The organism is Shewanella sp. VK101 (assembly GCF_056497865.1).
Window position 1 is genome coordinate 3,897,785 of the sequence record NZ_CM151402.1, and the last position, 25,422, is coordinate 3,923,206.

A 25,422-nucleotide genomic window follows, 5' to 3' on the forward strand; every position below is an offset into this window, starting at 1 on the left:
CTGCGGCTATCGAGTCAGCTTTGGAAAGCACTTATCACTCGGCTATCCAGGCCAGTTGCCAATGACTGCCGACACCGGGTTCAAACTGGGTCGCACTGGCCGACCATTGGCGGCAATAACCACTTTCCGGGAAGGGCTTGCAACGGTATATCTTGCCATCTTTGGGCTGCAGTACCCTGGTTCCCTCTGTGTATGACCCCAAACCATCAGGGAAATGGAAATCCGCCGGCGCCGCATCACCGGCTTGACGCAGGAAGAAACCAAACTCCTGGGTCAGCTCCTTGCCCTCTTGGGTCTGAGCCTTCAACTGCATGTGGTAATGTCCGGCAGCGGGCTCCAGCACTTCGATGTTGAAGTCGGCGCTGTTATTGTCAATCTGCTGCACGGCAGAACCGGATGCCTTGCCGTCATGAGTACTGATAAAGGCACTGACCTGCATTCTGGCATCTGTGGTTACAGTAAAGCCAACGCTGGCCTTGCCATCGACTATCTCATAATTGTCGCTCAGGCCGCTGACACTGAAATCGCCGCCGGGCAGAGGCGCCAACTCAAAACCAGTTTCGACCCGGGTAATCCCGGAATCATTCTGGGCGAAGACATCATTCTTGCCATAGACGGGCACTATCTCACCATCGGCATTCAATTGCCCCGCCTTAAGGCCGCTGCCACCGGCATTGATCGCCTCAGCCAACAAACTGGGCCAGGTATTATGATTACCCTGCCCGGCATCGGCTATGGTGAGCCGGGTCGACAACGAAGGTTGTTCTCCGTTGTCACCAAACACCCGAGTGAACACCTGATCGCCAGCCTTAAGATCCTGGGACGGATTGATATTCCCCACGTCCTGCCATTCGGAAGGAGTCGGGGCTGCACCGTCAAAGTTCACATCGATGACATTGTAGAAACTGTTGCTGGTATCCCCCACTTCCCAAACCGCCAGCACAAGCTGATAACCGCTACGCTGTGGCAACTGACACTGATGTGTCAGCGTCTTGGGAGGCTGCACCATGCCGCCATCGACACTGCAAAATGGTTCGGACTCAAAGGCCGCCCGGCTCAAAGGTGCGTTGGGGTCCCAGTTTTGCTTGGTCAGATAGTAACGCCAGTCGCGGGTAACATGATTGGCGGTCAGCTGCCAGGTAAAGTTGATGGGGCCGGCACTCACAGGTTGTTTGGTCCAGCGACTGGATGACTGCTGATCCAGCTCTCTGAAACTGGCATTTCCGGCACTGGCTATCTGACCATCGGCCGGGCCGGACGCCGGAAATCCTGAAGGCCCTTCGACGCTTTGGGGTTCCCACTGAATCGCACCACAGCTAGTGTTGTTGTGTTGATTACAGGCGTAGGCTCTGGACTCTGGGCTTTTCACATAGCCATGAGCCAACGCCTGGGTAGATAACCCTACCCCAGCGGCTGCCAATGCCAAGGACAAAGCTGTTGTTTTAAATGATGATTTAACCACTTTGCAATACTCCATTTTGCTGCCTTAACGACAGTTCCTTGAACAAGCGGTATTTGGGCACACAAGAGAATGACTCTGTTGCAGACACAGTCAGCGACTGTGGCAGCCCCGCTATCTTAACCCGAGGGCCTTAGACCGGAAGCTTTGCGTCCTGAGCTTTCGCTCAGTTTGCCAAATACCCAGAAGCTCCCACCTCAGTTTCCTGCGGCTGAGAGTTCTACGAGTAAAGGCAAAAATGACAACGATGTCAAAGAAGAATTTCTTTAAAAACCAAAAAGTTAAAACAGACAATGCGTACAGCATGCTGAGCATCACAACATCTGCTTGATTCATATCGGATAAACGAAATACCGTAAAATCCCCCTGTCACTGAGCCGACCAGTGTTGCCATGACGAGCTTTATGGTTATAATGGCCGCCTCTGTCTTAGGGGAGTAGCTAACCTGGGTCCCGCCCAGGGGTAAGCATCAACACACTTGGCCTCATGCCATGGTGCTTACAGCAAGTTTAGGCTTGCCAGGCAAGACCTGAGCACGGTATACCGCACAAATATAAAGGGGTGGGCGGTGGACTGTGCTTGGAATTTTGCCACCCCGAAGGAACGCCCATTTTGGAAGCACTCATCGCCTCAACTCTCACTGTCGCCGTAGCCGAAATCGGTGACAAGACTCAGCTGTTGGCCCTGTTGTTGGCCGCCCGTTTCAAAAACAAGACCGCGATTATCTCAGGGATCCTTGTCGCCACCCTGCTCAACCATTTTGCCGCCGCCTGGCTGGGCCAATGGGCCATGGGTTGGCTCAGCGCCGATATCGGCCGTTACCTTGTTGCCGGCAGTTTCTTTGCCATCGCCCTCTGGGTGCTAGTGCCCGATAAGGTCGATGCCGAAGAGAGCCGCTTCTACCGTTATGGCCCCTTTGTGGCCACCTGTTTACTGTTCTTTATCGCCGAAATGGGTGACAAGACCCAGGTCGCAACCGTGGTGCTGTCGGCCAAATACGATAGCCTGCTGATGGTAGTAACAGGCACCACTGTCGGCATGCTGCTGGCGAATGTTCCCGTGGTGCTGGCTGGCCATTTCAGTGCCGACAAGCTGCCCATGACCTGGATCCACAGAGGTTGCTCCCTGCTGTTTGCCCTATTGGGGATAGCCACCCTGCTGTGGGAATAGGGAAACCGCTGACAGCGCAAAAGGGGCAGCTCAAGCTGCCCCTGTTATTTCCGGCGTGCCGCTATCAGCTGGCCAGCATCTCTTGCACCCGGCGACCGTAGTCGGCATCGGCCTGGCTAAAGTGGCCAATCATTCGCTGCTGCACATCCTGAGTCGCTTGACTCAGAGTACCGCAGATATTGCTGATAAGCCTGGCTTTTTCCTCTTCCGGCAACAAGCGGTAAAGGTTGCCAGCCTGGGTGTAGTCATCCTGGCCATAACGGCTGTATCTGTCGGCTTCACCATCCAGGCGCAGCGGTGGCTCTTTGAACTCGGTCGCATCCTGCAGGCCGCTTGGCTGCGAGTTGGGGCCATAGTTTGCCGACGCATCGCCACCTGTCTGGCTACCATGGTAAGGGCATTGAGCCCCGGCCATGGCACCGGCACGTTGATGATGATTGGCCTGAGTCGCGTGAGGGCAGTTCACCGGCAACTGGTTATAGTTGGCTCCTATCCGATAGCGCTGGGCATCGGCGTAGGCAAACAGGCGAGCCTGCAACATCTTGTCCGGTGACGCGCCAACACCGGGAACCAGATTACTCGGCGCCAGTGCCACCTGCTCTACTTCGGCGAAGTAGTTCTGAGGCAGACGATTGAGCTCCAGTACCCCAACCTCAATCAGCGGGTAGTCCTTATGTGGCCAAACCTTGGTCAAATCAAACGGGTTGATATGGTAAGTATTGGCATCGGCTTCCGGCATTATCTGTACCTTGAGCTTCCAACGGGGGAAGTTGCCATCCTGGATTGCCGCCACCATATCACGCTGGGCATGATCCGGATCGATTCCCTTCACCTTGGCGGCCTGCTCTTCAGTCAGGTTGGCTATGCCCTGCTCCGTCTTGAAGTGGAACTTGACCCAGAAGCGCTCACCCTTGGCATTCCAAAATGAGAAGGTGTGCGAGCCAAAGCCATGCATCTGCCTATAGTTAGCCGGAATGCCTCGGTCAGACATCAATACCGTCACCTGATGCAATGACTCTGGGTTGAGCGACCAGAAGTCCCACATCGCCTGAGGATCTTTCAAATTGGTGTGCGGGTTACGCTTCTGAGTGTGGATAAAGTCAGGAAACTTGATGCCGTCACGCAGGAAGAAGGTGGGGGTGTTGTTGCCCACAATGTCGTGATTACCGCGCTTGGTGTAGAAACGAACCCCAAAGCCACGGGGATCGCGCTCGGCATCGGCGCTGCCCATCTCACCGCCTACGGTCGAGAAGCGAACAAAGGCCTCGGTCTGGGTGCCAATCCCCTGGAAATGTTCGGCTATGGTGTATTGGCTCATATCATTGGTCACTGTGAAGGTGCCGTAAACACCCGTGCCTTTGGCATGCACTACCCGCTCAGGGATCCGCTCGCGGTTGAAGTGGGCCAACTTTTCAATCAGGTGCCAGTCCTGCAGCAACAGGGGACCACGCTCTCCGGCGGAGAGGGAATTCTGATCGTCTGCGATGGGGGCGCCGCTCTGGCTGGTGATATATTGCTTCTGACTCATCTCGTGCTCCTTAATCCTTTGTCTCGTTTAACCAGTTTTCAATCACATCAAATATGGTGGCCATAGGTGCTCCCTTGAGCAGTCGTATTGGCGATGTGGTCATCTTAGTCAGGCGACGATATTTTTAAAAACGATTAAAACTGATTATCACAATTCTATTTATAGATTAAATGGGGTTTGGGATTGAGAAGCGGGGAAAAGAAATGCATAACCGAGATAGCAGTGACTGCCAGTCGAGATGAAAAACGGCTGAAGCAGAGCAAACGCACATTGTCACAAAAGCAACAAACCTTATAGAAACTGGCGTCTGGGGCCCCCTGACACCGGGTTGTCAGCCTTGCTGATCCTCAGATTTTTCCGGGCTTGCCTGAGGGGCGGCCTGTAAATCAGGCTCTGGGCTACGATAGAGTTTAACCAGGTAATAGGCATCGATAAGCACTATAAAGAAGTTCACCAAAGCCACAGGATATGCAGCAATGGCGATTCCATAGGCAACAAACAGCGCCGCTCCAAGCAGGTTCCACCAGCGCAGTCGTTTGATATTGGACATCATCAGAGAGATGGCCACCACTACCGATGCCAGATAACCGACCCATTCCCATATATTGATTGTATCCATTCAAGATCCCCTATTTGGGATGGCTAATGGTGTCGAGATCCACCAGATCCCAACACCCCTGATTACGATAAAGGCGTTTACCCTTATAAGGATAGTCGGCCACATCATGGCTGAGGCGTTGTCCCATGACTAAATATTTGAGCGGCCTCTCGGAAGTGTTGTTCATGCCATGAGCCACACTGCCGGCCGGGAAAGCGATAAAGTCCCCGACCCCGATGGCGAAGACTTGTTGATCGATACACACCTCGCCTTCACCTTCGAGCACATAAATACACTCTTCTTCAAAATAATGAAGGTGGTATTCGGTGCTGTCACGCCCGGGCGCCAGCTCAATCAGATGCACTCCAAGATGAGCAAGGCCGATGACATCACCGAGAGATTTCCTAAGTCGCACAGCATTGGGGTTGAGGAAATGCGTCCGTTCCTCCCCTTTCATGGCGTCTATCTCACTGGCTTTCAGCAGAAACTCCCTGGCATTCATCTCTGTCCCCTGAGTCAGAGCGCCCTTGAGTGAAGCTGTCAGCGCTTGACCACGGCCGCGGTCATACGGGAAATACAGGTCAGCTCACCGGCGCTGTTGTGAATAAGCACTTCCCAGACAGAGCTGCGTTTGCCCAAATGTACGGCTCTGGCTGTTGCCTTGAGTTCACCATTGCGGGCTGCCCGCAGGTGATTGGCGTTGATCTCCTGACCTACACAATAGTAGTTTTCAAAGTCCACCGCAAAATTGGCGGCATAGCTGGCCACCGTCTCTGCCAGCGCCACATTGGCACCACCATGTACTATCCCAAGTGGGTTGTGGATAGCCGGAGATGCCGGCATGCTGGCTACCATATAGTCATCACCTATCTCAGTGATGCGGATCCCCAGGGTCTGCATCAAAGTGCCTTTGCCCCCCATACCGGCATCCAGTTTGGCACAATCTTCCAGGGTGATGGGTCGAAACCAAATACTCATCTTATTGTTATCCTTAGTACTCCAATAGAAAAATCAGTGTACTTGGCCGCCTGTATCCAAGTAAACCCGGCCAGCACAATCCTCTGACCGGGTGGGTGTCAATCAAGACTTGAGAGCTTTAGCAGCGGCGGCGCAGCCCCAATGCTGCGAGAAACAGCAGTGACAGATACCCCAAGGCACCACCATCATGCTTGGAAGGCTCAACCTTGGCAGGATAGCTGAGTGCCACTATCACAGGGTCATGATCCGAAGCCGAGAAGGCATTGTCAGACTTGGGCAATTCACCTGTGTACTTCTTACCATACTCGAACATGTTGGATTCGACCGAGTTGATATGCCAGTCTTCAATAGCAACCAAACGCTCCGCCAGACTGGCGTTGGCCAGTGCATGGTCGAGATTTCCCAACTCACCGTTATAGCTGTAGGAGAAAGTATCGACACCATGGGCCAAGGTGTTGAGGTTGATAAGTCCATACCCCTTGCTGATTTCAGTTCCCTGATGCTCATAGACCTTACCGTTCAGAGTGGTCCAGGAGGCGGTACGCAGAACCCGCTCCGATTGGGCGGCATCATAGTCGGTCAGCACCCGCACAGGATCTTCCAGACCATAGGCATTGAGATCGCCGATCACCAGGAGATCGCCGTCGATCTTTTGCAAGGCTTCCCCCAGAACTTTGGCAGCTGACACCCTGAAGGCGTTGCATTTACCCTGCAGATCCTGAGGATCCCGGTTCTCATCAAAGTTCAGCCAATCCTCAAGACAACCCGAGCCCTTGGACTTGAGATGATTCACCACCAGAGTCAGGCTCTGATCTGCTATGTTGAACTTCTGTCCCAGACTGTAGCGCTGATACTTGTCAAAGGCGGGGCTGGTTTCCTGCTTGCCATCGACTTCCCGGCTGGCAACCGCTTCAGCAGCATGCTGCTCTGGAGTCGCAATCACAAAAGCCTCGGCTGCCGGAGTCACCCTGGCGGGGCGATAAAGCATGCCCACGGTAATGGCATCGCCGCCGAGATACTTGCCATCTTTTTTGTCGGTATCGGCTATCTCTACAAAGGCATAGATATCCTCATCGGCTTGCTGCTCATTGAGCGCATCGACCAGATTGCGGATGGCGCTTTTCTCGCCAAAGCCGTTGTTGGCAATCTCCATCAAACCCACTATGTCAGCGTTCATGGCGGTAATGGCATTGACTATTTTAGTGCGTTGCAACAGCATCTCTTCTTCGCTGAGGGCGCCGCGGTTATCACCTGTTGGATTGGCGTCACCACCTACGGCATCGTTGAAGAAATTAAGCACATTGAAGCTGGCGACCCGGATATCCCCCTTCTCGGCAATAGCCGGTGCTTGGCTGCGATCGTCGCCGCGCAATATATCCCCAGGAGTAATACTGTTGGTTGCCACCAGACGATACTGGTTATAGCTGTATCCTATAACCCCCTCAAGACCGGTTAACTGGTCGCCAACCCGCAGATAACCTGTCTCTGGGTTGAAGTCCGGCATCCAGGGCAGCTCGCCGTCTTTGGCCTTGAAGTCTGACTCAACAAACAATTGGTTGGCACGGTTGGCTTGCTCCAGTGCCATCGCCTCTGGCGACAGCGGCAGGTGTACCTGGGTCGGCTTCAGCAGCGGCGCCTTGTGAGACAACATAAGATTGTTGCGACGGGCATCGTAGTCAAAGCTGAAGTTACGGCTGACCTTGAGATCACTGCCGGCATCCAGTACTACCTTCATGCCTTCAAAGCGCTCCAGCGCTTGCTGCAGGCTTTCACCATCTGCCACATAAAAAGGCGCAGCCACCGGCAGTTGGGTAAACTCACCCACGGCAAATTTTTTGTCAGCCTTGATATCCAACTGAGTCAGGCCATAGTACTCCTTGACCTTACCCTGTACGCAAACCTCGACACCGGGCTGCACTGTTTCCGGCGCTGCTTCACCTAGGAATACAAAGATGCCGTCGGAGGTGAAAGGCGAGTTGTCTCCCTTGGGATCTTGCAGATAAAAGCCTTTGAACAGGCTGTCGCCACGGGCACTGACCACACCCTTGAGGGTGTATTCGCTGTCGGATTCGAACTTACCCTCAGGGACCAACGGACTGCGATCTCCGCTCCCCTGCACTTCATAGATGGGTGTCAGCGTGACGCCATCACAGCTGAATGCCGTAACTTCAGGGGCTGCAGCCTCATCCAGACTGCCGAGTCCTTTGAAGTTATCAGTGCCCATAGGTTGCCAATCGGCGGCATTGAATTGCGTCGAGGCAGTGAGCGCCGACTTGCTGCGGGCCAAAGTGATATTCAGGCCCCAGTCGGCTGGGGTAGGCACGGCGCCGACAATATCGACGACGACGCCATCTTTCATCAGGGCTACCGCATCACCGCCATTGAAATAGAGATTGCCCTTGAGACTGTCGACTCCAGCAGGCAAGCTTATTTCTGCATTGGGATGCAGAATCACTTTAATCCCCTTGGCCGCCATGCTTTGGCCATCCAATACCAGCATATCGGAGGCATCAGTAGCGCCATCTTTATACCGCACCAATTTATAGCCGTTTAAATCGACTTGACTATCACCTGAGTTATATAGCTCTATGGCTTTATTATTGGCGCTGCCCTCAACGTATTCGCTGATTAAAACATCGGCATTGGCCATCACTGGAATGGTGGCAGCCACGGCAATCGCAATGGCTGTCAGCTTGTTAACATTATCCATATTATCAACCCCTTTAATTGTAATAATGCCGTTAATTTCTATTAACGTGCCGCGGGATTGTCCCAGAGAAGAACGGTCAATTGAAGTGGTTTAATCACATTTAGGCAACAGTTATACCGAACGCAAATTCTATATAAATCATTAGTTAACCACCATGTTCTCAACTGAGAACAAAGCAGAAAACCCTGTTTCAACCCAAGCTGTTATTTAACAAATAAATAGTTAGACAACAAATAAAGCCTGTCTTCAAAAAAATATAATAAGCCGTATGATATGGTCGATAAAATAGACAAATATTTTTACATCAAATAATCAGTAAACCTCGAAACTAATTATCTCTCCCCGTCATCAAAAATTAATTTTTGCGCGATATGACCATAAAAAAGCGGCCGGATGGCCGCTTTCATCTATTTGGGTTATCAGAATTGAGCAACAACGGGATCAGAGCAAAGCTCGGCTCCCAGTTCACAAACCTGATAAGTCACGCTATTGGCTTCGGTATTGAAGCGGTCACGGAACTGGCCATCGTTGGCGGTGGTCGCAACCTGTTCGCCGTCGCGGAAAATCGCCACTTCATCACCCAGGGCACCATTCCAGTTAACATCAACCATGGCGCTGCCACGACGGGACTTGAGGGCGCGGCTGATATCGGCAGAGATGCTGTGGGCAAATACCTGCACTTCCATGCTGACACTGTCGCTGAGCTCGGTGGCATCGGTCGCTGTCAGGGTCACTGTGTAGGTACCGGCCTCAGCATACACATGTTGAGGGTTTGCCTCGCTGGAGACAGAGCCGTCACCGAAATCCCAGTGGTAGCTGGCGATATCATCATTGATATCAGAGCTGCTATTGCTGAAACTGACGCTCAAACCTTCGGCTTGATAGTCAAAGCCGGCATTAGGTGCTGAAGGACCGGCTTCACCCAGCGCCGTGATCACCATACCCCAGTTGTTCAGGGTGCCTGTATCACCACCGGCATGGTCAGTCACGCTGAGAGTCCAGGTACCTTGGGCAATTTCACCGTTGAAGTCGCCCAGATCCCAGCTCTTGACGATATCGTCATTGCTGCTGCCTTCGCGATTATGCAGCACCACTTCGGTGCCGGATGGCGAAGTCAGGGTCACTGTCAAATCACCAATCCAGGTGTGGCTGATGTTGACGTTGGTATTGACACCAAAGATCTGCAGCGGATCGGCGATCTCAATGGTGCTGGTCACTGTGGTGTTATCGGCAATAGCCACTGGGGTATCATTGCTGTATGGGAAGTCATTCAGCCCTTGAGGGATGATTTCCAGGCTCACCACACTGCTCTTTTCAATACTGCCGTCATTACCCGATACCGTGATGGCGTAATCGCCCCACTGAGTCTCGGCGGTACTGGCTACGTTCAGGGTAAAGCTGTCACCGGCACCCACGCTGGTGGCAGACAAAGATACCCCTTCCAGAGCAGGCTCCACACTGACACTCAGCTCAACACTACCATCCCAACCGGCCACACTACCGACACTGAAGTCATAGCTGGTGCTTTCACCGGCTTCGATAGTGCGGGCAGCCGGAGTCACGCTGAAGCGATAACTTGGGCTTGGGTTGGCTTGATCGAGCGCGTTGGCCGCGTTCAGACGGGTACCGGCAACACTCTTGCCAGTCATGGCCGCATTGGCATCACCCGAATTCATCAACAGTTCTTTCATCTCAAGCGGTGTCAGATCCGGGTTGATGGACCACACCAGAGCCGCCACCCCGGTCACCATAGGCGTAGCCATGGAAGTACCCGAATAACTCTCGTAACCACCTCCTGGAACCGTTGACAGAATGGCACTGCCAGGCGCCGCCATGTCTACGCTGGTAGCACCCCAGTTGGAGAACCAGGAGATACCATCCGAGCTATCGGTACTGGCGATAGACATCACTATGTCCGATTCATAGTTGGACGGATAATGAGGGCTGACATCATTGTCACTGGTGTCATTACCGGCCGCAGCCAGGAACAGAATACCGGCTTCACCGGCGGCTTCGATGGAGTCCTTCAGCGCCTGGCTGAAACCACCGCCGCCCCAGGAGTTGTTCGTTGCTTTAATATCAACGCCATGATTCACCTTGAGATCAGTCATATAGTCGATACAGGCGATGGCATCTGCGGTAGAACCTGTACCGGCAGGAGTCAGGAACTGACAACCAATGATCTTCACATCCCAGTTAACCCCGACCACACCCAGACCATTGTTGCCCTTGGCGCCAATGGTGCCGGATACATGGGTACCATGGCCGTTGCCGTCCATGGGATCGCCATTATTGTTGGCCGAGCTGAAACCGTGAACATCATCAATCACGCCGTTGCCGTCATCATCTATGCCGTTACCCGGAATTTCACCCGGGTTAACCCACATATTGGCCTGCAAGTCCGGATGGTTATAGTCAACCCCGGTGTCGATAACCCCAATGATCACATCCGAGCTGCCTGTAGTGACATCCCAGGCTTCGGGAGCATCAATATCGGCGTCAGCCACACCACCGGTTTGCCCAGTGTTGTGCATGCCCCAGAGCTCAGGGAAACGGGGATCATCCGGCATGCCTATGGCCCGCAGAATGTAGTTGGGTTCAGCATATTTAACCGCTGGGTGGCTGGAGATCATCTTGATCGCCTGTTCAATATCGGCGCCTTGACGCAGATTCAGCTTGGCCAGACGGCCATCGAGCAAGCGGGCAAATTTGTCATCTATACCATCGGCATTGGCATCACGCAGAGTGCCACGAACCAGACGCTGAGCCGCGATGCGCTCCTCTTTGGTGGCATTATCCTTGTAAACCACCAGGATAGAGTCCTTGGCGTAACGGATCTCGTTTTTAGCCATTGCAGGAGCGGCGCCAAGCGCCATAACACCAGCGACAGCCACTGCCAATGGCGAGAATTTTTTCAACATATTCGGGCTTCCTATAGTCCTTATAATCCCTTGGTATCCGGAACGGCTTGCATCTGCGGCACTTCCTTGAAACGACAGGCAAACAATGGCCAGCGAGTGAAATCCGGCGTTTATTTATTGCAAATAGATTGTTACCGCAATGAAAACAAGAGAGAAAGTAGCAAACTGAAAAATACGACTTTGATACTAGACGGGTTAGGTATTTTGAATCTTAAAAACATCTGAAAAATAAAAATAAAAACTTATTTTTCAATATACTAAATAAAATCAAACCTTCAAACCCAGACAATATCGACTAAAGCCTAAATAGCCTTTAACTCCGATTGCGGCACCCGTCCCATACGCGTAACTTTTGTTGCTGATTTGTTCCACTCTGGTTCAATCAAGGATATGTACGAAAAGGAGTCTTAGGTGTCGGTACTCGCAAAAATCCTGTTTGGTTCAGCCGTTTTGTTGACCAGTCTTGGTACAGCAGCGACAGAGCGCCAGGTAAATGCACTACAGGAGTTGCCAGTCACCCTCCAGACACTGCTGGAAACTCAGGGTCGCGACAACTTGGTCGACCTGATGCAACAAGGCAGTTTCAACCAAGCCATCATAGTTCAAGCCGGAATTGACAACAGCGCCATCCTCACCCAGGCCGGGTTTGGAAATCAGGCACAAGTAGTACAACTCGGGGTCAATAACCAGGTTGAAATGATGCAGGTGGGTGACGCCAATAAGGCAAACATCACTCAAATAGGCAATGACAATCTGGTGCAACTCAACCAGCTTGGCAGCGCCAATTTTTCGATACAACAAATTGCCGATGCTGCCACTATCAGCATCACGCAGTATTAAAAACACAGGGAGCGTTTAATGAAATCTCAAGCTAAAAAGTCACTGATTGCACTGGCTATCACAACGGGTCTGGGTATGAGTGCCCAAGCCTTCGCCGGCAGTGTCAATGAAATCTCAGTTAACCAGCAGAGCCGCAGCACTGTAGGTCAGGAAGTCTATGCCGAGCAAACCGGCATTCTGAACCTGGCAGTCATCAATCAGGAAGGTTCTGCCCAGGAAGCCACCGTGGTTCAAGACGGTGTTTGGCACGAAGTCTATGTTGATTCCAAGGGCGACGAAAACAAAGTTATAGTGACTCAGAATGAAGACTGGCACGTGGCCAGCGTCGATGTAGACGGTAACGTCAACACTGCAACTGTCGCTCAATCCGGTTTCTTCAACGAAGCCAATGTTGAGCTGATCGGTGACAACAACAGCGCCGAAGTAAACCAAAACGGTGACACCAACTTCGCAGTATTCCGTGTCAACGGCAGCGACAACTCCGGCTATATCAGCCAAAACGGTAACAACAACGAAGCCGGCATGATAGCCGTTGATTTCAGCCCCAACGTAGGCAACGGCAACTCTGTGACCGTACTGCAGGAAGGCAACAGCAACATAGGTGGCGTGCGTGGCGTTGCCGGTGATAACAACAGCATCGAAATCGATCAGGCAGGCGATCTGAACACTGGTTTTGTTTACGCCCTGTCCGGCTCTGAAAACAACATCGAAATGATGCAAACCGGCACTGCCAACACCGCAGTACTCGAATTCACCACAGGTGATGACAACGACGTTGAAATCTACCAGAAAGGTGATGGCAACGCGGTAGGCGATCTGCTGGTTGCCGATATTCAAGGTAGCGACAACGTAGTCGATATCCAGCAGGAAGGCGACACCAACGGCGTTGAATTCCAAATCTGGGGTGACGACAACAACATCGACCTGGAGCAGGATGGCAGCACCAACTTCGCGACTGCCGCCGCCTATGGCACTGACAACAGCATGGACCTGACTTCACAGGGCGATTACAACGAGCTGGTTGCATTCGCCACAGGTGAAGACAACCAGATCGAAATCCATCAGGAAGGCACTGAGAACTTTGCCTATGCCGAGCTGGAAGGTGAGAACAACGAAGTTGATATGGAGCAAGATGGCAGCGCCAACGAAGCTCTGGTCACTGTTGTTGGCTATGACAATGCCGATATCGAAACCACTCAAAGCGGTGATCTCAACCTGGTAGACCTGCTGATCCTCGGTGATGACAACCTGGCTCAAATTGTTCAAAGCGGCGACAACAACTGGGTGAGCGGTGTTGACGGCGGCGCCTTCGCCGTGGTTGGTACAGGTAACAGCCTGATGATCACCCAAAGCGGTAACGAAAACCTGGTTGTCGGTTCTCAGGCCGGTACCAGCAACGCTATCAGCGTAACCCAAAGCGGTGACTACAACGTTGCCACTGTTATCCAGAACTAATCACTCTGGTGCTTTATGCGAAAGGGAGCCTCTTGGCTCCCTTTTTGTTTGCCCAATTGCCAACTGAGCGTGAGTCATTGTGGCTTGAAAACTCATGGTTCCAGCGGTTTCTTGGGAACCCCATACCATAAACATCGAATAACAAGGCGAGTATTCGCCGCTGGCACAACGGCTATTATGGCTTTGAACCAAATCTCACTAATAAACCTGGTTTTAGCTGCCAGCTAAGTTGCAGCCCATCACCTGCGGTGCGCTCTCGCACAGGCGATCCTGTGACACGGCGTTAATACGTCCCTGTAGCCTCGACGAAAACATCCTTGTTTTCGACGGTCACAGTTCCGCCTGTGCCTGAAAATGAGGTGTATGTCTGCAGACACTTCAGATGTTTCAAGCTACTCAGTGCTAACAGAATTACACCAATTCCCCTCCCCTTCGGAGCCGCTGCCAGCGTTGTTGTAAATTGGCGTAGCCGAGACAGGGAGGTCGAGGCTCGAAGGTCGAGCAGGGCGAATGTTGCGAAGCGACAAGTTCATGAGCGCGAGCCAAGGAAGGCGAGCTGGCCCTTATGCATGGATGCATTTGGCGAGTCCTGAGTGTAGCCAATTTGCTTCATAAGCCAGCGGGGATTTCGGCTACGTCGGGGTGCCCTTGTCCGGTGTGGTTTGGCGAGTGTCGCGCAGCGACTGGCTGCGAGCGAGAGCCAGGAATGGCGAACTGGCCGTTGTGCATGGAGGCATTTACACCACGACTTTAGGCCGCTGGCACAGCGGCTATCATGGCTTTGAACCAAATATCACTAATAAACCTGGTTTTAGCTGCCAGCTAAGTTACAGCCCATCACCTGCGGTGCGCTCTCGCACAGGCGATCCTGTGACACGGCGTGAATACGTCCCTGTAGCCTCGACGAAAACATCCTTGTTTTCGACGGTCACAGTTCCGCCTGTGCCTGAAAATGAGGTGTATGTCTGCAGGCATATAGGTAGCTTCAAACAAGTTAGCTCTCACAAAGTTGCTCCAATCCCTCCTCGGTGTCGCCGAGAGCCTTTGGCGCAAATAACGTAGCTGAAGGCGAACACTCGCCGGTGACGAGTATGCTCATGAGCGCAAGCTATGGACAGATTGGAATGCTTAAGCTCCACGACTTTACGCCGCAGGCACAACGGCTATCATGGCTTTGGCTGAAAGCCATTCCCGACGCGCAAAAAAGCTCAAAGCTGCGGCGATTGCCGCACTCTGACAGGAATTTTCCACTGACTTGGCTTACATAAAAGCCATCAAAGCATAAACAAGCCCCATTCGGGGCCAAGTTCAGGCTGGATCTAGCGACAAATCAACTGATGAGATCGAAGTGACTCTGATAGGTCTGGGCCCAACGCAACAATTCGACTCGATTACGAGATTGAGTCTTGCGGAAAATCGATGAAATATGCGCCTTGACCGTATGCTCACTGATACACAGACGTTGGGCTATCTCTTTATTCCTGGCACCACTGGAAACCAGCTGAATAATGGTACGTTCACGCCGGGTCAACATCTGCAGCATGGAAACCGTATCGGCCGACATCTCATTGCCAGTGTCCAAGGTCTTGACCAGCTTACGGAACATCTTGCTGATAAGGGTTCTGTCGTACCAGAGCTCATCGGCCACCATCTTGCGCAGGCCAGTAAGCATAAGATCGATGCGCTGATCTGAATAAAGTACCCCGCGGATCCCCAGCAACATAGCCGACTCCTGATCCAGTGAACCTCTGGCAACTTGATAGAGGGCGACAGGAACATGAGAGACCAGACGGCTGGCCAGCAGAGGAATGCCCTTATTGTCCAGCGCCGACCCCTTCTGAGAAATTAGATAGAAAGTACTATCGCTCTTCTGCGGATCCAACTGTTCCGGGTGGCGTACTATACGGGTCTTAAGACCAATGGACTCGGCCAGTATGGCCAAATGACAAGGGGCGGCTATCTGGTTTATAAAAACCAACTCATTGATACTACTCATATTTACTCTTCTCCCTGAAAAGTCTCGCTCATACCCCTAAAGGGATAGCTTCCTTAATCACTTTCCGTGAGCTTACACAAAAAGTATAAGATGATTCTGACCAGATAGTGTCCGGTTTTCATCACCATAAAGTATGATTCTAACAATCTTTAGTCGCATTGCCAGATGAAATATTGTAAAGACTGTATATGGCTCTCTCTGTCCCGACCTGTCAATCGGCGCCAAGACGCTGCAACTGGCGGTCATGAAATGAGGATAAAACCAGCAGGGCGGCGATGGCACCGATAAGAGCCATCAGCATATCCGACTGGGTATCCCAGACATAGCCCTGGGTGCCGAGAAAGGCCTCGGCACCTGAGCCTGTAGCCGCGGCAACCCACCATTCAATCAGTTCATAGAAAGCCGACAAGGCCAAGGCAAAACAACTGACTAGAAAAGCACACCAGGCACCAGGTTTCACTGCTTGGTTACGCAGCAGTATCTCCCTGGCAATCATTGCCGGGATAAATCCTTGGGCCAAATGACCCAGTTTATCGTAGTTGTTACGCTCAGAGCCCATCCACTGTGCTAAAGTATCGAACAGCGGCACCTCGGCATAGGTGTAGTGGGCGCCGACAAACAGTATCAGGCAATGCACCAAGATCAGGCCATAAAGCAGCGGAGTCAGCGGAAAACGTTTGCGGGTAAAAAACAGTATCGGCAGCGCCAGCATCCCAGGCAGCGCTTCCAGCCACCAAGTGAAATCATCTTTAGGCGCTATCGCCGACCAGATAAGTACCACAAAATAAATGACCAGCCAGATAATTGTGTTTTTCAAGCCACTTTCCTTATGCCAGTGATTGTTCTCAATTAGGAAAAAATACTTTAGCCATCTAGCCCTCCACTTCACCTGAAAAAAGTGCTACTTTGATTGGGCATGGGCAAAAGCATCATAGCATACGTACATTAGTTAATAATCAAGAGGGTACCTATATCATGGCGAAACACTCGCTGGACAAGGATAAAATTAAAATCCTGTTGTTGGAAGGCGTCCACCAATCAGCCGTCGATGTGCTGGAAAGGGCTGGCTATACCAATATCGAGTATCACAAGGCATCACTCTCCGGCTCAGAGCTTCAGCAGTCGATCAAAGATGCCCATTTCGTCGGAATCCGCTCCCGTACCCAACTGACCCAAGAAGTATTACAACAGGCGGAAAAGCTGGTTGCCATAGGATGTTTCTGTATCGGCACCAACCAGGTCGACCTCAAGGCGGCCGAGCAACTGGGTATTCCTGTGTTCAATGCGCCCTTCTCCAATACCCGCAGCGTAGCCGAACTGGTACTCGGTGAAATCATCATGCTGCTGCGCGGTATTCCGCAGCGCAACGCCCTGGCCCATCGTGGTGGCTGGCTCAAGAGCGCCAATGGCAGCTTCGAAGCCCGTGGCAAGACCCTGGGGGTCATAGGTTATGGCCATATCGGTACCCAGTTGGGGATCCTCGCCGAAACCTTGGGGATGAAAGTGATCTTCTTCGATATCGAAGATAAGCTGCCGCTGGGTAACGCCCAGCAGGTACATTCCATGGAGCAGTTACTGTCTCAAGCCGATGTGGTCAGCCTGCATGTGCCTGAAACACCACAAACCAAAGAAATGATTGCCCAGGCCGAACTGGCGATGATGCGCAAAGGCAGCATACTGATCAATGCTTCCCGCGGCACTGTGGTGGATATCGACGCCCTGGCGGTAGCCCTCAAGGAGCAACAGTTGGCTGGTGCCGCCATCGACGTGTTCCCGGTTGAGCCCAAGTCCAATACTGACGAATTCCAAAGCCCGCTGCGCGGTCTGGACAATGTGTTACTGACCCCCCACATAGGCGGCAGCACAGAAGAAGCCCAGGAAAACATAGGTATTGAGGTTGCCGGCAAGCTGGCCAAATACTCAGACAACGGCTCTACCCTGTCGGCAGTCAACTTCCCGGAAGTATCGCTGCCGCAGCATAAAGATGCCTCCCGCCTGCTGCATATTCACCATAACCGCCCCGGTATTCTGATCAAGATTAACCAGGCGTTCTCGGAGAAAGGCATCAACATTTCAGCCCAGTATCTGCAAACCACGGCCACCATAGGTTATGTGGTGATGGAGGTAGATACCACCCAGGCTGAAGAAGCACTGACAGAACTCAAGTCTATCGAAGGTACTATCCGTACCAGACTGCTGTTCTGATTTTTGAGGCTTTCACAGGGCGCCATATTGCTATCGGCGCCCTGTTTATTTCTGTCAAATCCGCTACAATCGCAGATCTCTTAATGCCTTCAATCTCAGGATCTTGTTATGAGCATTTGCGTTTCTCAGCCCGATTGGCCACTGGATGCCGGCATTCCGGATCTGCTTATTTCCCGCCTCTCTCACTTGGGTCTGCTTGCCGTTACCGGCGAACAGGGCCGCAGCTTTATCCATGGTCAGGTCACCACGGATATCAGCTCTCTCACGGCCGAGCAGTGGCGTTGGGGCGCTCACTGCGATCCCAAAGGCAAAATGCTTTCAAGCTTCAGAACCTTTGCCCTGGGTGATGCCCTGATATTGATGATGCCAAGGGATACCCTGGCTGCCGACTTGCCGCAACTGAAGAAGTACGCTGTGTTCAGCAAGGCCGAACTGGTCGATGTCAGCGACGATTACAGTCTCTTGGGTATAGCCGGCGCCAAGGCTGTCACTTGGTTGGCAGAGCAGTTCCCGGGCTTCAGTCCAGAGCAGCAAGTGAGTGCTGTCGATGACGGCGTGGTACTGCAGGACGGCGAGCGCTTTATTCTGGTTCTGCCCAAGGCCCGGGCCGATGCCTTGTGCCAGCAGCAGTCTCCAGTCGATGCCAGTGCCTGGCAAGAGCTGGAAATCCTTGCCGCCTACCCTAACCTGCCGGCATCACACATGGGCCAATTTGTACCGCAAATGTGCAACCTGCAGGCCATCAACGGCATCAGCTTCACCAAGGGTTGCTATATGGGCCAGGAAACCGTGGCCAGAATGAAGTATCGCGGCGGCAACAAGCGAGCCCTCTATATTCTCAAGGGTAAAGCCACTGTCGATGTCACCCCGGAAACCACGCTGGAGATGGCGCTGGATGAAGGTTTTCGTAAGGGCGGCAGCATTATTGAAGCCGTACAACGAAATGGCGAGTTGCTGCTGACCGCAGTGCTGGCCAATGACACAGAAGTCGGCGCCAAATTCCGCATCGCTGATGATGAAAACAGCGAACTGACGGTACTGCCTCTGCCCTACTCTCTGGAAGAGCAGGAGTAACAATGAATGACCCAATAAAGGCGCCGTCGGCGCCTTTATTTTTATCCGCAGTTTGTCGCTATTCAGTGCCGGATTCAGTTTCCATATGAGTATCACGCACCTCTATCACCTGGGGCAGTATCTGTTTGAACAGTTCCACCAATTCAGGGTCAAAGTGTTTCCCCGCCTCAGACTCCAGTAACGCCATGGTATCTTCTATGCTCCAGGCCTTCTTGTAAGGTCGAATCGAGGTCAGGGCATCGAAGACATCGGCAATGGCGACGATTCGCCCCTCAATGGGAATATCATTGCCTTTCAAGCCATTGGGATAACCAGAGCCATCCCACTTCTCGTGGTGAGTCAGCGCAATGCGCCGGGACATCTGCAACAGAGGATCCGGGTGCTCACCGATAATCTCGGCACCGATTTCGGCGTGTTGCTGCATGATTCGCCACTCTTCGGCGTCCAGTTTCCCCGGCTTTTTCAGCACAGCATCCGGAGTACCTATCTTGCCGATATCATGCATGGGCGCCGCATTGTAAAGCAGCTCACAGAAGTTGTCCGGCAGCTTGGCCTGTTGTGCCAGGAGCCTGGCATAGTGGCTCATGCGAATAACGTGTAAGCCGGTCTCGTTATCCTTGTATTCAGCGGCACGGCCCAGACGACGGATGATCTCGAAGCGGGTCTGTTCCAGCTCGCGGGTACGTTCGCGCACCTGTTGTTCCAGCAAACGCTTCTGATCATAGAGGGCCAAGTGGTTACGTACCCTGGCTCTGACTATCGGGGCACTGACAGGCTTGGTGATGTAGTCGACAGCCCCCAAATCAAAGCCCTGGGTCTCATCGGCCACCTCAGAGAGAGCGGTGACAAAGATCACCGGGATATGGCTGGTCATGGGTTCCTGCTTGAGACGCTTACAAACTTCATAGCCATTCATGCCCGGCATCATCACATCCAGGAGGATCAGATCCGGAGGGCTCTTCTGCGCCAACGCCAGCGCTCTTGGGCCATCTATCGCCACCTTGAGCTTATAATCGTCGCCGAGGATCCCCACCAGAATATCTATGTTCTCCGGTGTATCGTCCACCACCAGTACAGTGGCTTTTTCCATCTCAATCTCCCTCTTGTTACGGGCTCCACATCCTATTTCAGCGCCACAGTGCTTTACTGGCGGCGCGAATATCCCCTAATGAGTATAGTCAGGCCTGCTCGGTCTCGTTCAGCTCCTGCTGCAGCTCGCGGATAAGATCGGCGGCATCGTCAAACTGATAGCTGCCGACCATGCTGCTGACAGGTTTCAGGCGCTGCCACAGAGGCTTGCTCACCCTGCGGCTCAATGCTTCCAGTTGAACAACGGCTTCGGCATCGGCGTCTTCCAGACTCTGCAGCAGTTGCTCCAGGGCGGTTTTAAGCGCCTCGGGATCAATCTCCTCGGCGGCATCACCTTCCGTCTGAGGATCGCTGTGTGGCTTATCACCCATCCAGTCCGCAATGGCTTCGACAATGGCTGCAACCCGGGTTTCCACCGCCAGCAACTCTTGCTCACATTCTTCACCGGCCGCCAACTTGGCTTCCAATTGCCTGGCCTCTTCCACCAAAGGCTCGGAGCAAAGGTTACCTGCCAGCCCCTTAAGGGTATGCGCCGCCCTGACCGCTTCTTCCTGCTGTTGTTCCTTGAGCGCCTTGCGAATCCGTTTGCCGACATTGCCCTGACTACCGAGGAAACGCTCGAAGATGCGCCGATAGAGGCGCTCTGAATGCTGTACCAGCTGCAGTCCGCGATCGATATCCAGGCTCTCGTGTTCCGGCCAGCTCACCAGATTCTCAGGAGCATCGCCATGGGCCATACCAGCGTCATTGCTCCCTGCTGCGGCCGGGACTTGCCCACCTCCCAGATACTGCAACAACACCTGATACAAGAGGCTGACTTCTATCGGCTTGGCGATGTGGTCATTCATGCCCGCTCGCAGACACATCTCCTTGTCACCGGCCATGGCGTTGGCCGTCATGGCAACCACAGGTAACTGCTCAAGCCCAGGCATCTTGCGCAGTGCCTCTGTGGCCTGATATCCATCCATCACAGGCATCTGGCAGTCCATCAGTACAAGATCAAACTGCTGCTGCGCCAACTTCTCCAGTGCTATCTGGCCATTCTCGGCGATGGACAAGTCTATGCCCACCTGCTCAAGAAACTCGGTCGCCACTTCCTGATTCATCTCGTTGTCTTCCACCAGCAACACACGTTTGCCGGCAAGAGCTGCCAGTTGCAGGGATTCGAGATCCAACGCCTTGCGCCTGACAGGAATATGGCCCTGACGCCCAAGAGCCAGCATAATGCCATCGAGCAGCCTGGAGGCACTGACCGGCTTGGTGATATAGCCGTTAATCCCGAGTTGCTCCAACTGTTCGATAAAGTCACTGTTGGCGTGGGCCGACACCATGAGGATCAGCGGCGGCTCTTTTACCTGTAGTATCTGCCGCGCGGTTTCCATGCCGTCCATCTCAGGCATCTTCCAATCGATCAAGGCCATCTTGTAGGACTTGCGCTTCACCTTATCCAGCGCCTCCATGCCACTGCGGGCACAGTCAACGGTAAAGCCCATGCTCTCGAGCGTGGTGCGCAATATATCTCTGGCGGTACCGTTGTCATCGACCACCAGAATGGGCATGCCCTCCAGTTCCTGCTCTACATTCAGCTTGTCGTTTTCCGCAACCTTGAGCCGCACAGTGAAGAAGAAACAACTGCCGTTGCCAAACTGGCTCTCGACGCCGATTTCGCCGCCCATCAGTTCTACCAGTTGTTTGGAAATCGCCAGCCCAAGCCCGGTACCGCCGTATTTACGCGTGGTCGATGTATCTGCCTGGCTGAAAGACTTGAATAATCTGGCTTGCTGCTCGGCCGTCAGACCTATGCCACTGTCGCGCACCGCGAATCTCAGGATCACTTCATCCTGCTCGCGGCTGAGCTCACTTATCGACAGCATCACTTCACCCCGTTCGGTGAATTTGATGGCGTTGTTCATCAGGTTAATAAGCACCTGACCGAGACGCAGTGGGTCCCCTTCCAGGTGGCTGGGTACGCTGGGGGCCACGGCAAACAGCAGCTCCAATTGTTTGTCGGCGGCGCGCTCAGAGAACATATCCCCGAGATCTTCCAAAATACTGTCGAGCTGGAACGGCACCACTTCGATATCCAGTTTGCCGGCCTCAATCTTGGAGAAGTCGAGAATGTCATTGATGATCCCCAGCAGGGATTGCGAAGCCCGTTCAATTTTTTCCACATAGTTACGCTGTTTGCGATCCAACTGTGTCTGCAGGCACAGCTGAGACATGCCGATAATGGCGTTCATCGGGGTGCGGATCTCATGGGACATATTGGCAAGGAAGTCACTCTTGGCCTTGTTGGCGGCATCGGCATCTTCCTTGGCAGCCATCAGTTCGTTGGACAATAGCTTGAGGCGGGTAATGTTGGCGATACTCATAACCACAGAACGTTCACGGCCCTCTTCCTCTTCAAGCTCGGAGGCGTTGATTGCCATCCACATGGGCTCGCCGGAGGCACTGAGCAGGCGCCACTCGCCGCTGACACTGTGATCGTCACTTCGCTTCAAGCGCTCGTACAGCTCGCTGGCATTGCTTCTGTCTTCCGGCGCCATCAAATCGGCAAACGAGCGACGTTTGAGCTGCTCGGCACTCATGCCCATGTCACTGCAGAACTGGCCATTGCAATCCATTATGGTGCCGCGATCGTCCAGGTTGACTATGCCTATACCTGCGTTATCAAACAGGGCCCGGAAGTGGGCCTCGCTCTGGGCCAGCTCGGTTTCCATCTCCTTACGGCCGCTGATGTCGGTCAGATAACCGTTCCAGAGCATGCCATCCTGCTGTTTACTGCCCTTGGCACCGGCCTCTAGCCAACGCACCTCACCGGAAGGATGCCGGTAGCGGAACTCTTTAATCCATTGCAGTCCACTCTCGCCGGAAAGCAGGCGAATAATGCTGCCCCTGTCTTCGGCAACAATCCGCTCGGCCACCAGATCAAAATCGGCCATCACCTCATTCTTGTGGTGGCCAAGAGTGGCGATGGCTGCACTGGAAAGGAAGGTGAATCTGCGTTGCTGCTGGCTTTGCCAAAACAGTTGATACACAGTGCTGGGCACAGACTCTGTGATGGTTTCCAATTGCTCCCGTGACTGCTCCATCTTCTCTTGAGCCAGCTTGCTGTCGGTGATGTCATTGAGGCTACCATCGAACCACAGCGGGTTACCGTCTTCATCATAGCTGGCCTTACCCTTTTCATGGATCCAACGCACACTGCCATCCCGGTGGCGAATACGGTACTCAACATCGAAGGCTTGCTGCTCGGCCAGGGCCGAGTTGATGGTGTCGATACACAGCTGTTTGTCTTCATCTATGACCAGTGAACCATAACTGCGCTTCTTGCTGTCGATGAAGTGCCAGGCCGGATAGCCGCTTATCTCAGTGATATTGTCGCTGACATATTCCATGGTCCACTGCTCATCGACCCGGGTACGATAAACGGCGCCGGGGATGTTGGATACCAGGCCACGAAAACGGCTCTCGCTCTCGCGAATTTTACGCTCTACCGCCAGTTGCTCGGTCAGATCCCGAATCGATGCCGCCACCTGACGTTTACCCTTGTGATCGGTAGGCAACAGGCTCAAACCTATCTGCACCGGGAACTGGGAACCATCGCACTTGAGTGCCTGCAGCGCCTTGCCCTTGGCCATCATGCGATCCTTGCCGTCGGTCACGAAGGCATGGCGCTTGGCTGCGTGTTCCAGCCGGTCCACTTCCGGCAACAGTTGGTCGATATTGAGTTTGAGCATCTCCTCGGCGGCATAACCGAACAGCTCCTGACAGCGGCTGTTGGAGAACACCAGCATGCCGCCTTCATCTACGATAAGCATCGCCTCCGGCGCCGCCTCCAGCACGGCGTTGGACCAGGCCGCGGCGGAAAACTGCTCGGTGACATCATTAAACAGCATCTCCACCGAAATCAGCTTGCCTTCATCATCGAGCAGAGGCTGCATAAACAGATCCAAACGCCTCAAGCCACCTTCGGCATCGGCCAACTCCACCTGATGCGGCGGCACCGACTCGCCGGCCAGCGCCTGTTCCATATACTGCCAGTTGGCTTCGTTGATACTGTTGCTGGAAAACAGCCGCTGATACTTACGCCTGAGCACTTCAGGAGTGATACCCAAGACCTTCTTCACCCCTTCACTGGCCTGTACTATAGCGCCGTTGGGATCCATGGAGCAGTAGAAGGACTTGTCACTCATGCCGTCGATAAGCTTGGCAAACCTGTTGCCGCGGGAGTCGAGCAGCGCCTGTTCCCTCTCTTCGAGAATTTCAGCCATCTCATTGAATTTATTGCTGAGAGTCGCAATCTCCCGCACCACGCCTTCGGGTTTTTGCAAGCGTTTGATCAACCCCTTGCTGAAGTCCACTATCCCGGCTTCCAACTGCTCCAGAGGCTGGGTGAGACGCTTGGCGCTCCAGTAACTGGTGACCAGCAGTATCATAGCCAGCAGCAACAGGTTGAGCGTCAAGGAGCTGAAATCCTGCAGGAAAGAACGCAGCAACTGCTTTTGCGGCGTGATCACCAACACCCGCCACTCCAGTGGTGCAACCCTGGCGACACTGGCAAGGTACTGCACGCCGTTGAGATCGCTCAGGGCCACCTCGGGGGTGTCGGCGGCATAGATATGCTGCGCCGCTTCCTTGCCGGCGGCGGTATTAGCCAGCCAGTCTTCCAATTTGGCGTTGCGGGTAAGATTATTGTCCGGGTGATAGATGAGCCGGCCCTGGTTGTCCAATACCAACAGCTTTTTGGGATCTATCCCCAAACGTATCGGCAGGCTGGAAAGTGCCAGATCTGTGGTAACCACGCCCAGCGGCGCCCCTTCGCTGCCAAAGGGTTGCGAGAAGGTGATCATCAGTGCATTGCCGGCACCTTCATCAAAATAGGGGGCCGTCCAAAACCCATCCGCCAGCTTGAGTGCTTCGGTCCACCAGTCCCACTCGCCACTGGTGTAGTCATAGGCTTCCTGGCCTATGTCCATGGTGACAATCGACAGGTCCTGACGAAAAGCATAGGGAGCAAAGCGTTTTTGCCCGGGCAGAAACCCGGGCTGAAAGGCGATGGCACTGCCGTAAAAGTTGGGATTGCGCTGCAATCTGTCCCTGAGCAGCTGATAGAGATTATCCGCTTGTTGCAGACGTTCGAAAGACTCCAGATTCCCCAGGCTGTAAGCCAGTGTCTGGCTATCCCTTTGTGCCAAAGACAGCTCAAACTCGAGCCTTTTAGCGGCGAAGTCTGCCTTTTCGGCCAAGTCGGCAAAGAAGGCTTTCTCTTCTTCCTGATAGTTATACCAGCCGGTAATCCCCGAAATCACAGTCATGATGCTGATTAAGGGAATGGCTATCTGCAACAGAATACGGCTGCGAAAAGTTCTGAGTGTCGCGGTATCCGGCATAGCTCT

16 protein-coding genes and 2 riboswitches are annotated in these 25,422 nt (G+C 53.3%); of the genes, 5 read left to right on the forward strand and 11 right to left on the reverse strand.

The window, feature by feature from the left end:
* Nucleotides 1-34: 34 nt before the first annotated feature.
* Nucleotides 35-1,462: an N-acetylglucosamine-binding protein GbpA gene (gbpA, locus tag ACSHSR_RS17460; protein WP_479630992.1), complete on the reverse strand. Its 1,428-nt coding sequence runs from the start codon at nucleotides 1,460-1,462 to the stop codon at nucleotides 35-37.
* Nucleotides 1,463-1,560: 98 nt separating this feature from the next.
* Nucleotides 1,561-1,645: riboswitch (cyclic di-GMP riboswitch) on the reverse strand.
* A 231-nt stretch (nucleotides 1,646-1,876) separates the two neighbouring features.
* Nucleotides 1,877-1,979, forward strand: a riboswitch (yybP-ykoY riboswitch).
* 92 nt (nucleotides 1,980-2,071) lie between these two features.
* Between gbpA and ACSHSR_RS17465 the strand changes: the two genes are divergently transcribed.
* Nucleotides 2,072-2,629, forward strand: coding sequence for a TMEM165/GDT1 family protein (locus ACSHSR_RS17465; protein WP_187575501.1), 558 nt, complete (start codon nucleotides 2,072-2,074; stop codon nucleotides 2,627-2,629).
* Between the two features lie 64 nt (nucleotides 2,630-2,693).
* Here ACSHSR_RS17465 and katB read toward each other — a convergent pair whose 3' ends face one another.
* From katB to ACSHSR_RS17495, 6 genes are all read right to left on the reverse strand, one after another.
* Nucleotides 2,694-4,157, reverse strand: coding sequence for a catalase KatB (katB, locus tag ACSHSR_RS17470; RefSeq protein WP_044735109.1), 1,464 nt, complete (start codon nucleotides 4,155-4,157; stop codon nucleotides 2,694-2,696).
* A 331-nt stretch (nucleotides 4,158-4,488) separates the two neighbouring features.
* Complete coding sequence (locus tag ACSHSR_RS17475; RefSeq protein ID WP_044735110.1) at nucleotides 4,489-4,776, reverse strand: YgjV family protein; 288 nt, start codon at nucleotides 4,774-4,776, stop codon at nucleotides 4,489-4,491.
* Between the two features lie 10 nt (nucleotides 4,777-4,786).
* The gene (locus ACSHSR_RS17480; RefSeq protein WP_025889350.1) at nucleotides 4,787-5,257 is read right to left on the reverse strand and encodes a cupin domain-containing protein; all 471 of its coding nucleotides are present in this window, start codon (nucleotides 5,255-5,257) and stop codon (nucleotides 4,787-4,789) included.
* 38 nt (nucleotides 5,258-5,295) lie between these two features.
* Entirely contained in the window at nucleotides 5,296-5,733 is a 438-nt protein-coding gene (locus ACSHSR_RS17485; protein ID WP_025008982.1) for a PaaI family thioesterase, read from the reverse strand.
* A 118-nt stretch (nucleotides 5,734-5,851) separates the two neighbouring features.
* A complete protein-coding gene (gene exeM, locus ACSHSR_RS17490) occupies nucleotides 5,852-8,443 on the reverse strand; it encodes an extracellular exonuclease ExeM (protein WP_479630993.1) in 2,592 nt (863 codons plus the stop codon).
* Between the two features lie 419 nt (nucleotides 8,444-8,862).
* The gene (locus ACSHSR_RS17495; RefSeq protein ID WP_028779405.1) at nucleotides 8,863-11,364 is read right to left on the reverse strand and encodes a S8 family serine peptidase; all 2,502 of its coding nucleotides are present in this window, start codon (nucleotides 11,362-11,364) and stop codon (nucleotides 8,863-8,865) included.
* Nucleotides 11,365-11,775: 411 nt separating this feature from the next.
* Here ACSHSR_RS17495 and ACSHSR_RS17500 point away from each other — a divergent pair, with 411 nt between their 5' ends.
* Together ACSHSR_RS17500 and ACSHSR_RS17505 are read left to right on the forward strand one after the other, a co-directional pair.
* Nucleotides 11,776-12,204 carry a curlin gene (locus ACSHSR_RS17500; protein ID WP_025008981.1) on the forward strand — a complete coding sequence of 143 codons (429 nt, stop codon included), beginning with the start codon at nucleotides 11,776-11,778 and terminating at the stop codon, nucleotides 12,202-12,204.
* 18 nt (nucleotides 12,205-12,222) lie between these two features.
* On the forward strand, nucleotides 12,223-13,659 hold the full coding sequence (locus tag ACSHSR_RS17505) for a curlin (RefSeq protein WP_479630994.1): 1,437 nt from the start codon (nucleotides 12,223-12,225) through the stop codon (nucleotides 13,657-13,659).
* 1,330 nt (nucleotides 13,660-14,989) lie between these two features.
* Here ACSHSR_RS17505 and ACSHSR_RS17510 read toward each other — a convergent pair.
* Both ACSHSR_RS17510 and ACSHSR_RS17515 read right to left on the reverse strand, forming a co-directional pair.
* Entirely contained in the window at nucleotides 14,990-15,655 is a 666-nt protein-coding gene (locus ACSHSR_RS17510; RefSeq protein WP_025008979.1) for a helix-turn-helix transcriptional regulator, read from the reverse strand.
* Between the two features lie 211 nt (nucleotides 15,656-15,866).
* Nucleotides 15,867-16,472 carry a DUF2238 domain-containing protein gene (locus ACSHSR_RS17515; RefSeq protein ID WP_107005047.1) on the reverse strand — a complete coding sequence of 202 codons (606 nt, stop codon included), beginning with the start codon at nucleotides 16,470-16,472 and terminating at the stop codon, nucleotides 15,867-15,869.
* Nucleotides 16,473-16,630: 158 nt separating this feature from the next.
* On the opposite strand from ACSHSR_RS17515, the gene serA reads away from it, so the two are divergent.
* Nucleotides 16,631-17,860, forward strand: coding sequence for a phosphoglycerate dehydrogenase (gene serA, locus ACSHSR_RS17520; protein WP_028779409.1), 1,230 nt, complete (start codon nucleotides 16,631-16,633; stop codon nucleotides 17,858-17,860).
* A 108-nt stretch (nucleotides 17,861-17,968) separates the two neighbouring features.
* Complete coding sequence (gene ygfZ / locus ACSHSR_RS17525) at nucleotides 17,969-18,934, forward strand: tRNA-modifying protein YgfZ (RefSeq protein WP_123116875.1); 966 nt, start codon at nucleotides 17,969-17,971, stop codon at nucleotides 18,932-18,934.
* Between the two features lie 58 nt (nucleotides 18,935-18,992).
* On the opposite strand, the gene ACSHSR_RS17530 is transcribed toward ygfZ, so the two are convergent.
* Nucleotides 18,993-20,024 (reverse strand): response regulator, encoded by a 1,032-nt coding sequence (locus ACSHSR_RS17530; RefSeq protein ID WP_044735116.1) that lies wholly within the window; start codon nucleotides 20,022-20,024, stop codon nucleotides 18,993-18,995.
* A gap of 88 nt (nucleotides 20,025-20,112) precedes the next feature.
* Nucleotides 20,113-25,416 carry a PAS domain S-box protein gene (locus ACSHSR_RS17535; protein ID WP_479630995.1) on the reverse strand — a complete coding sequence of 1,768 codons (5,304 nt, stop codon included), beginning with the start codon at nucleotides 25,414-25,416 and terminating at the stop codon, nucleotides 20,113-20,115.
* Between the last annotated feature and the right edge of the window lie 6 nt (nucleotides 25,417-25,422).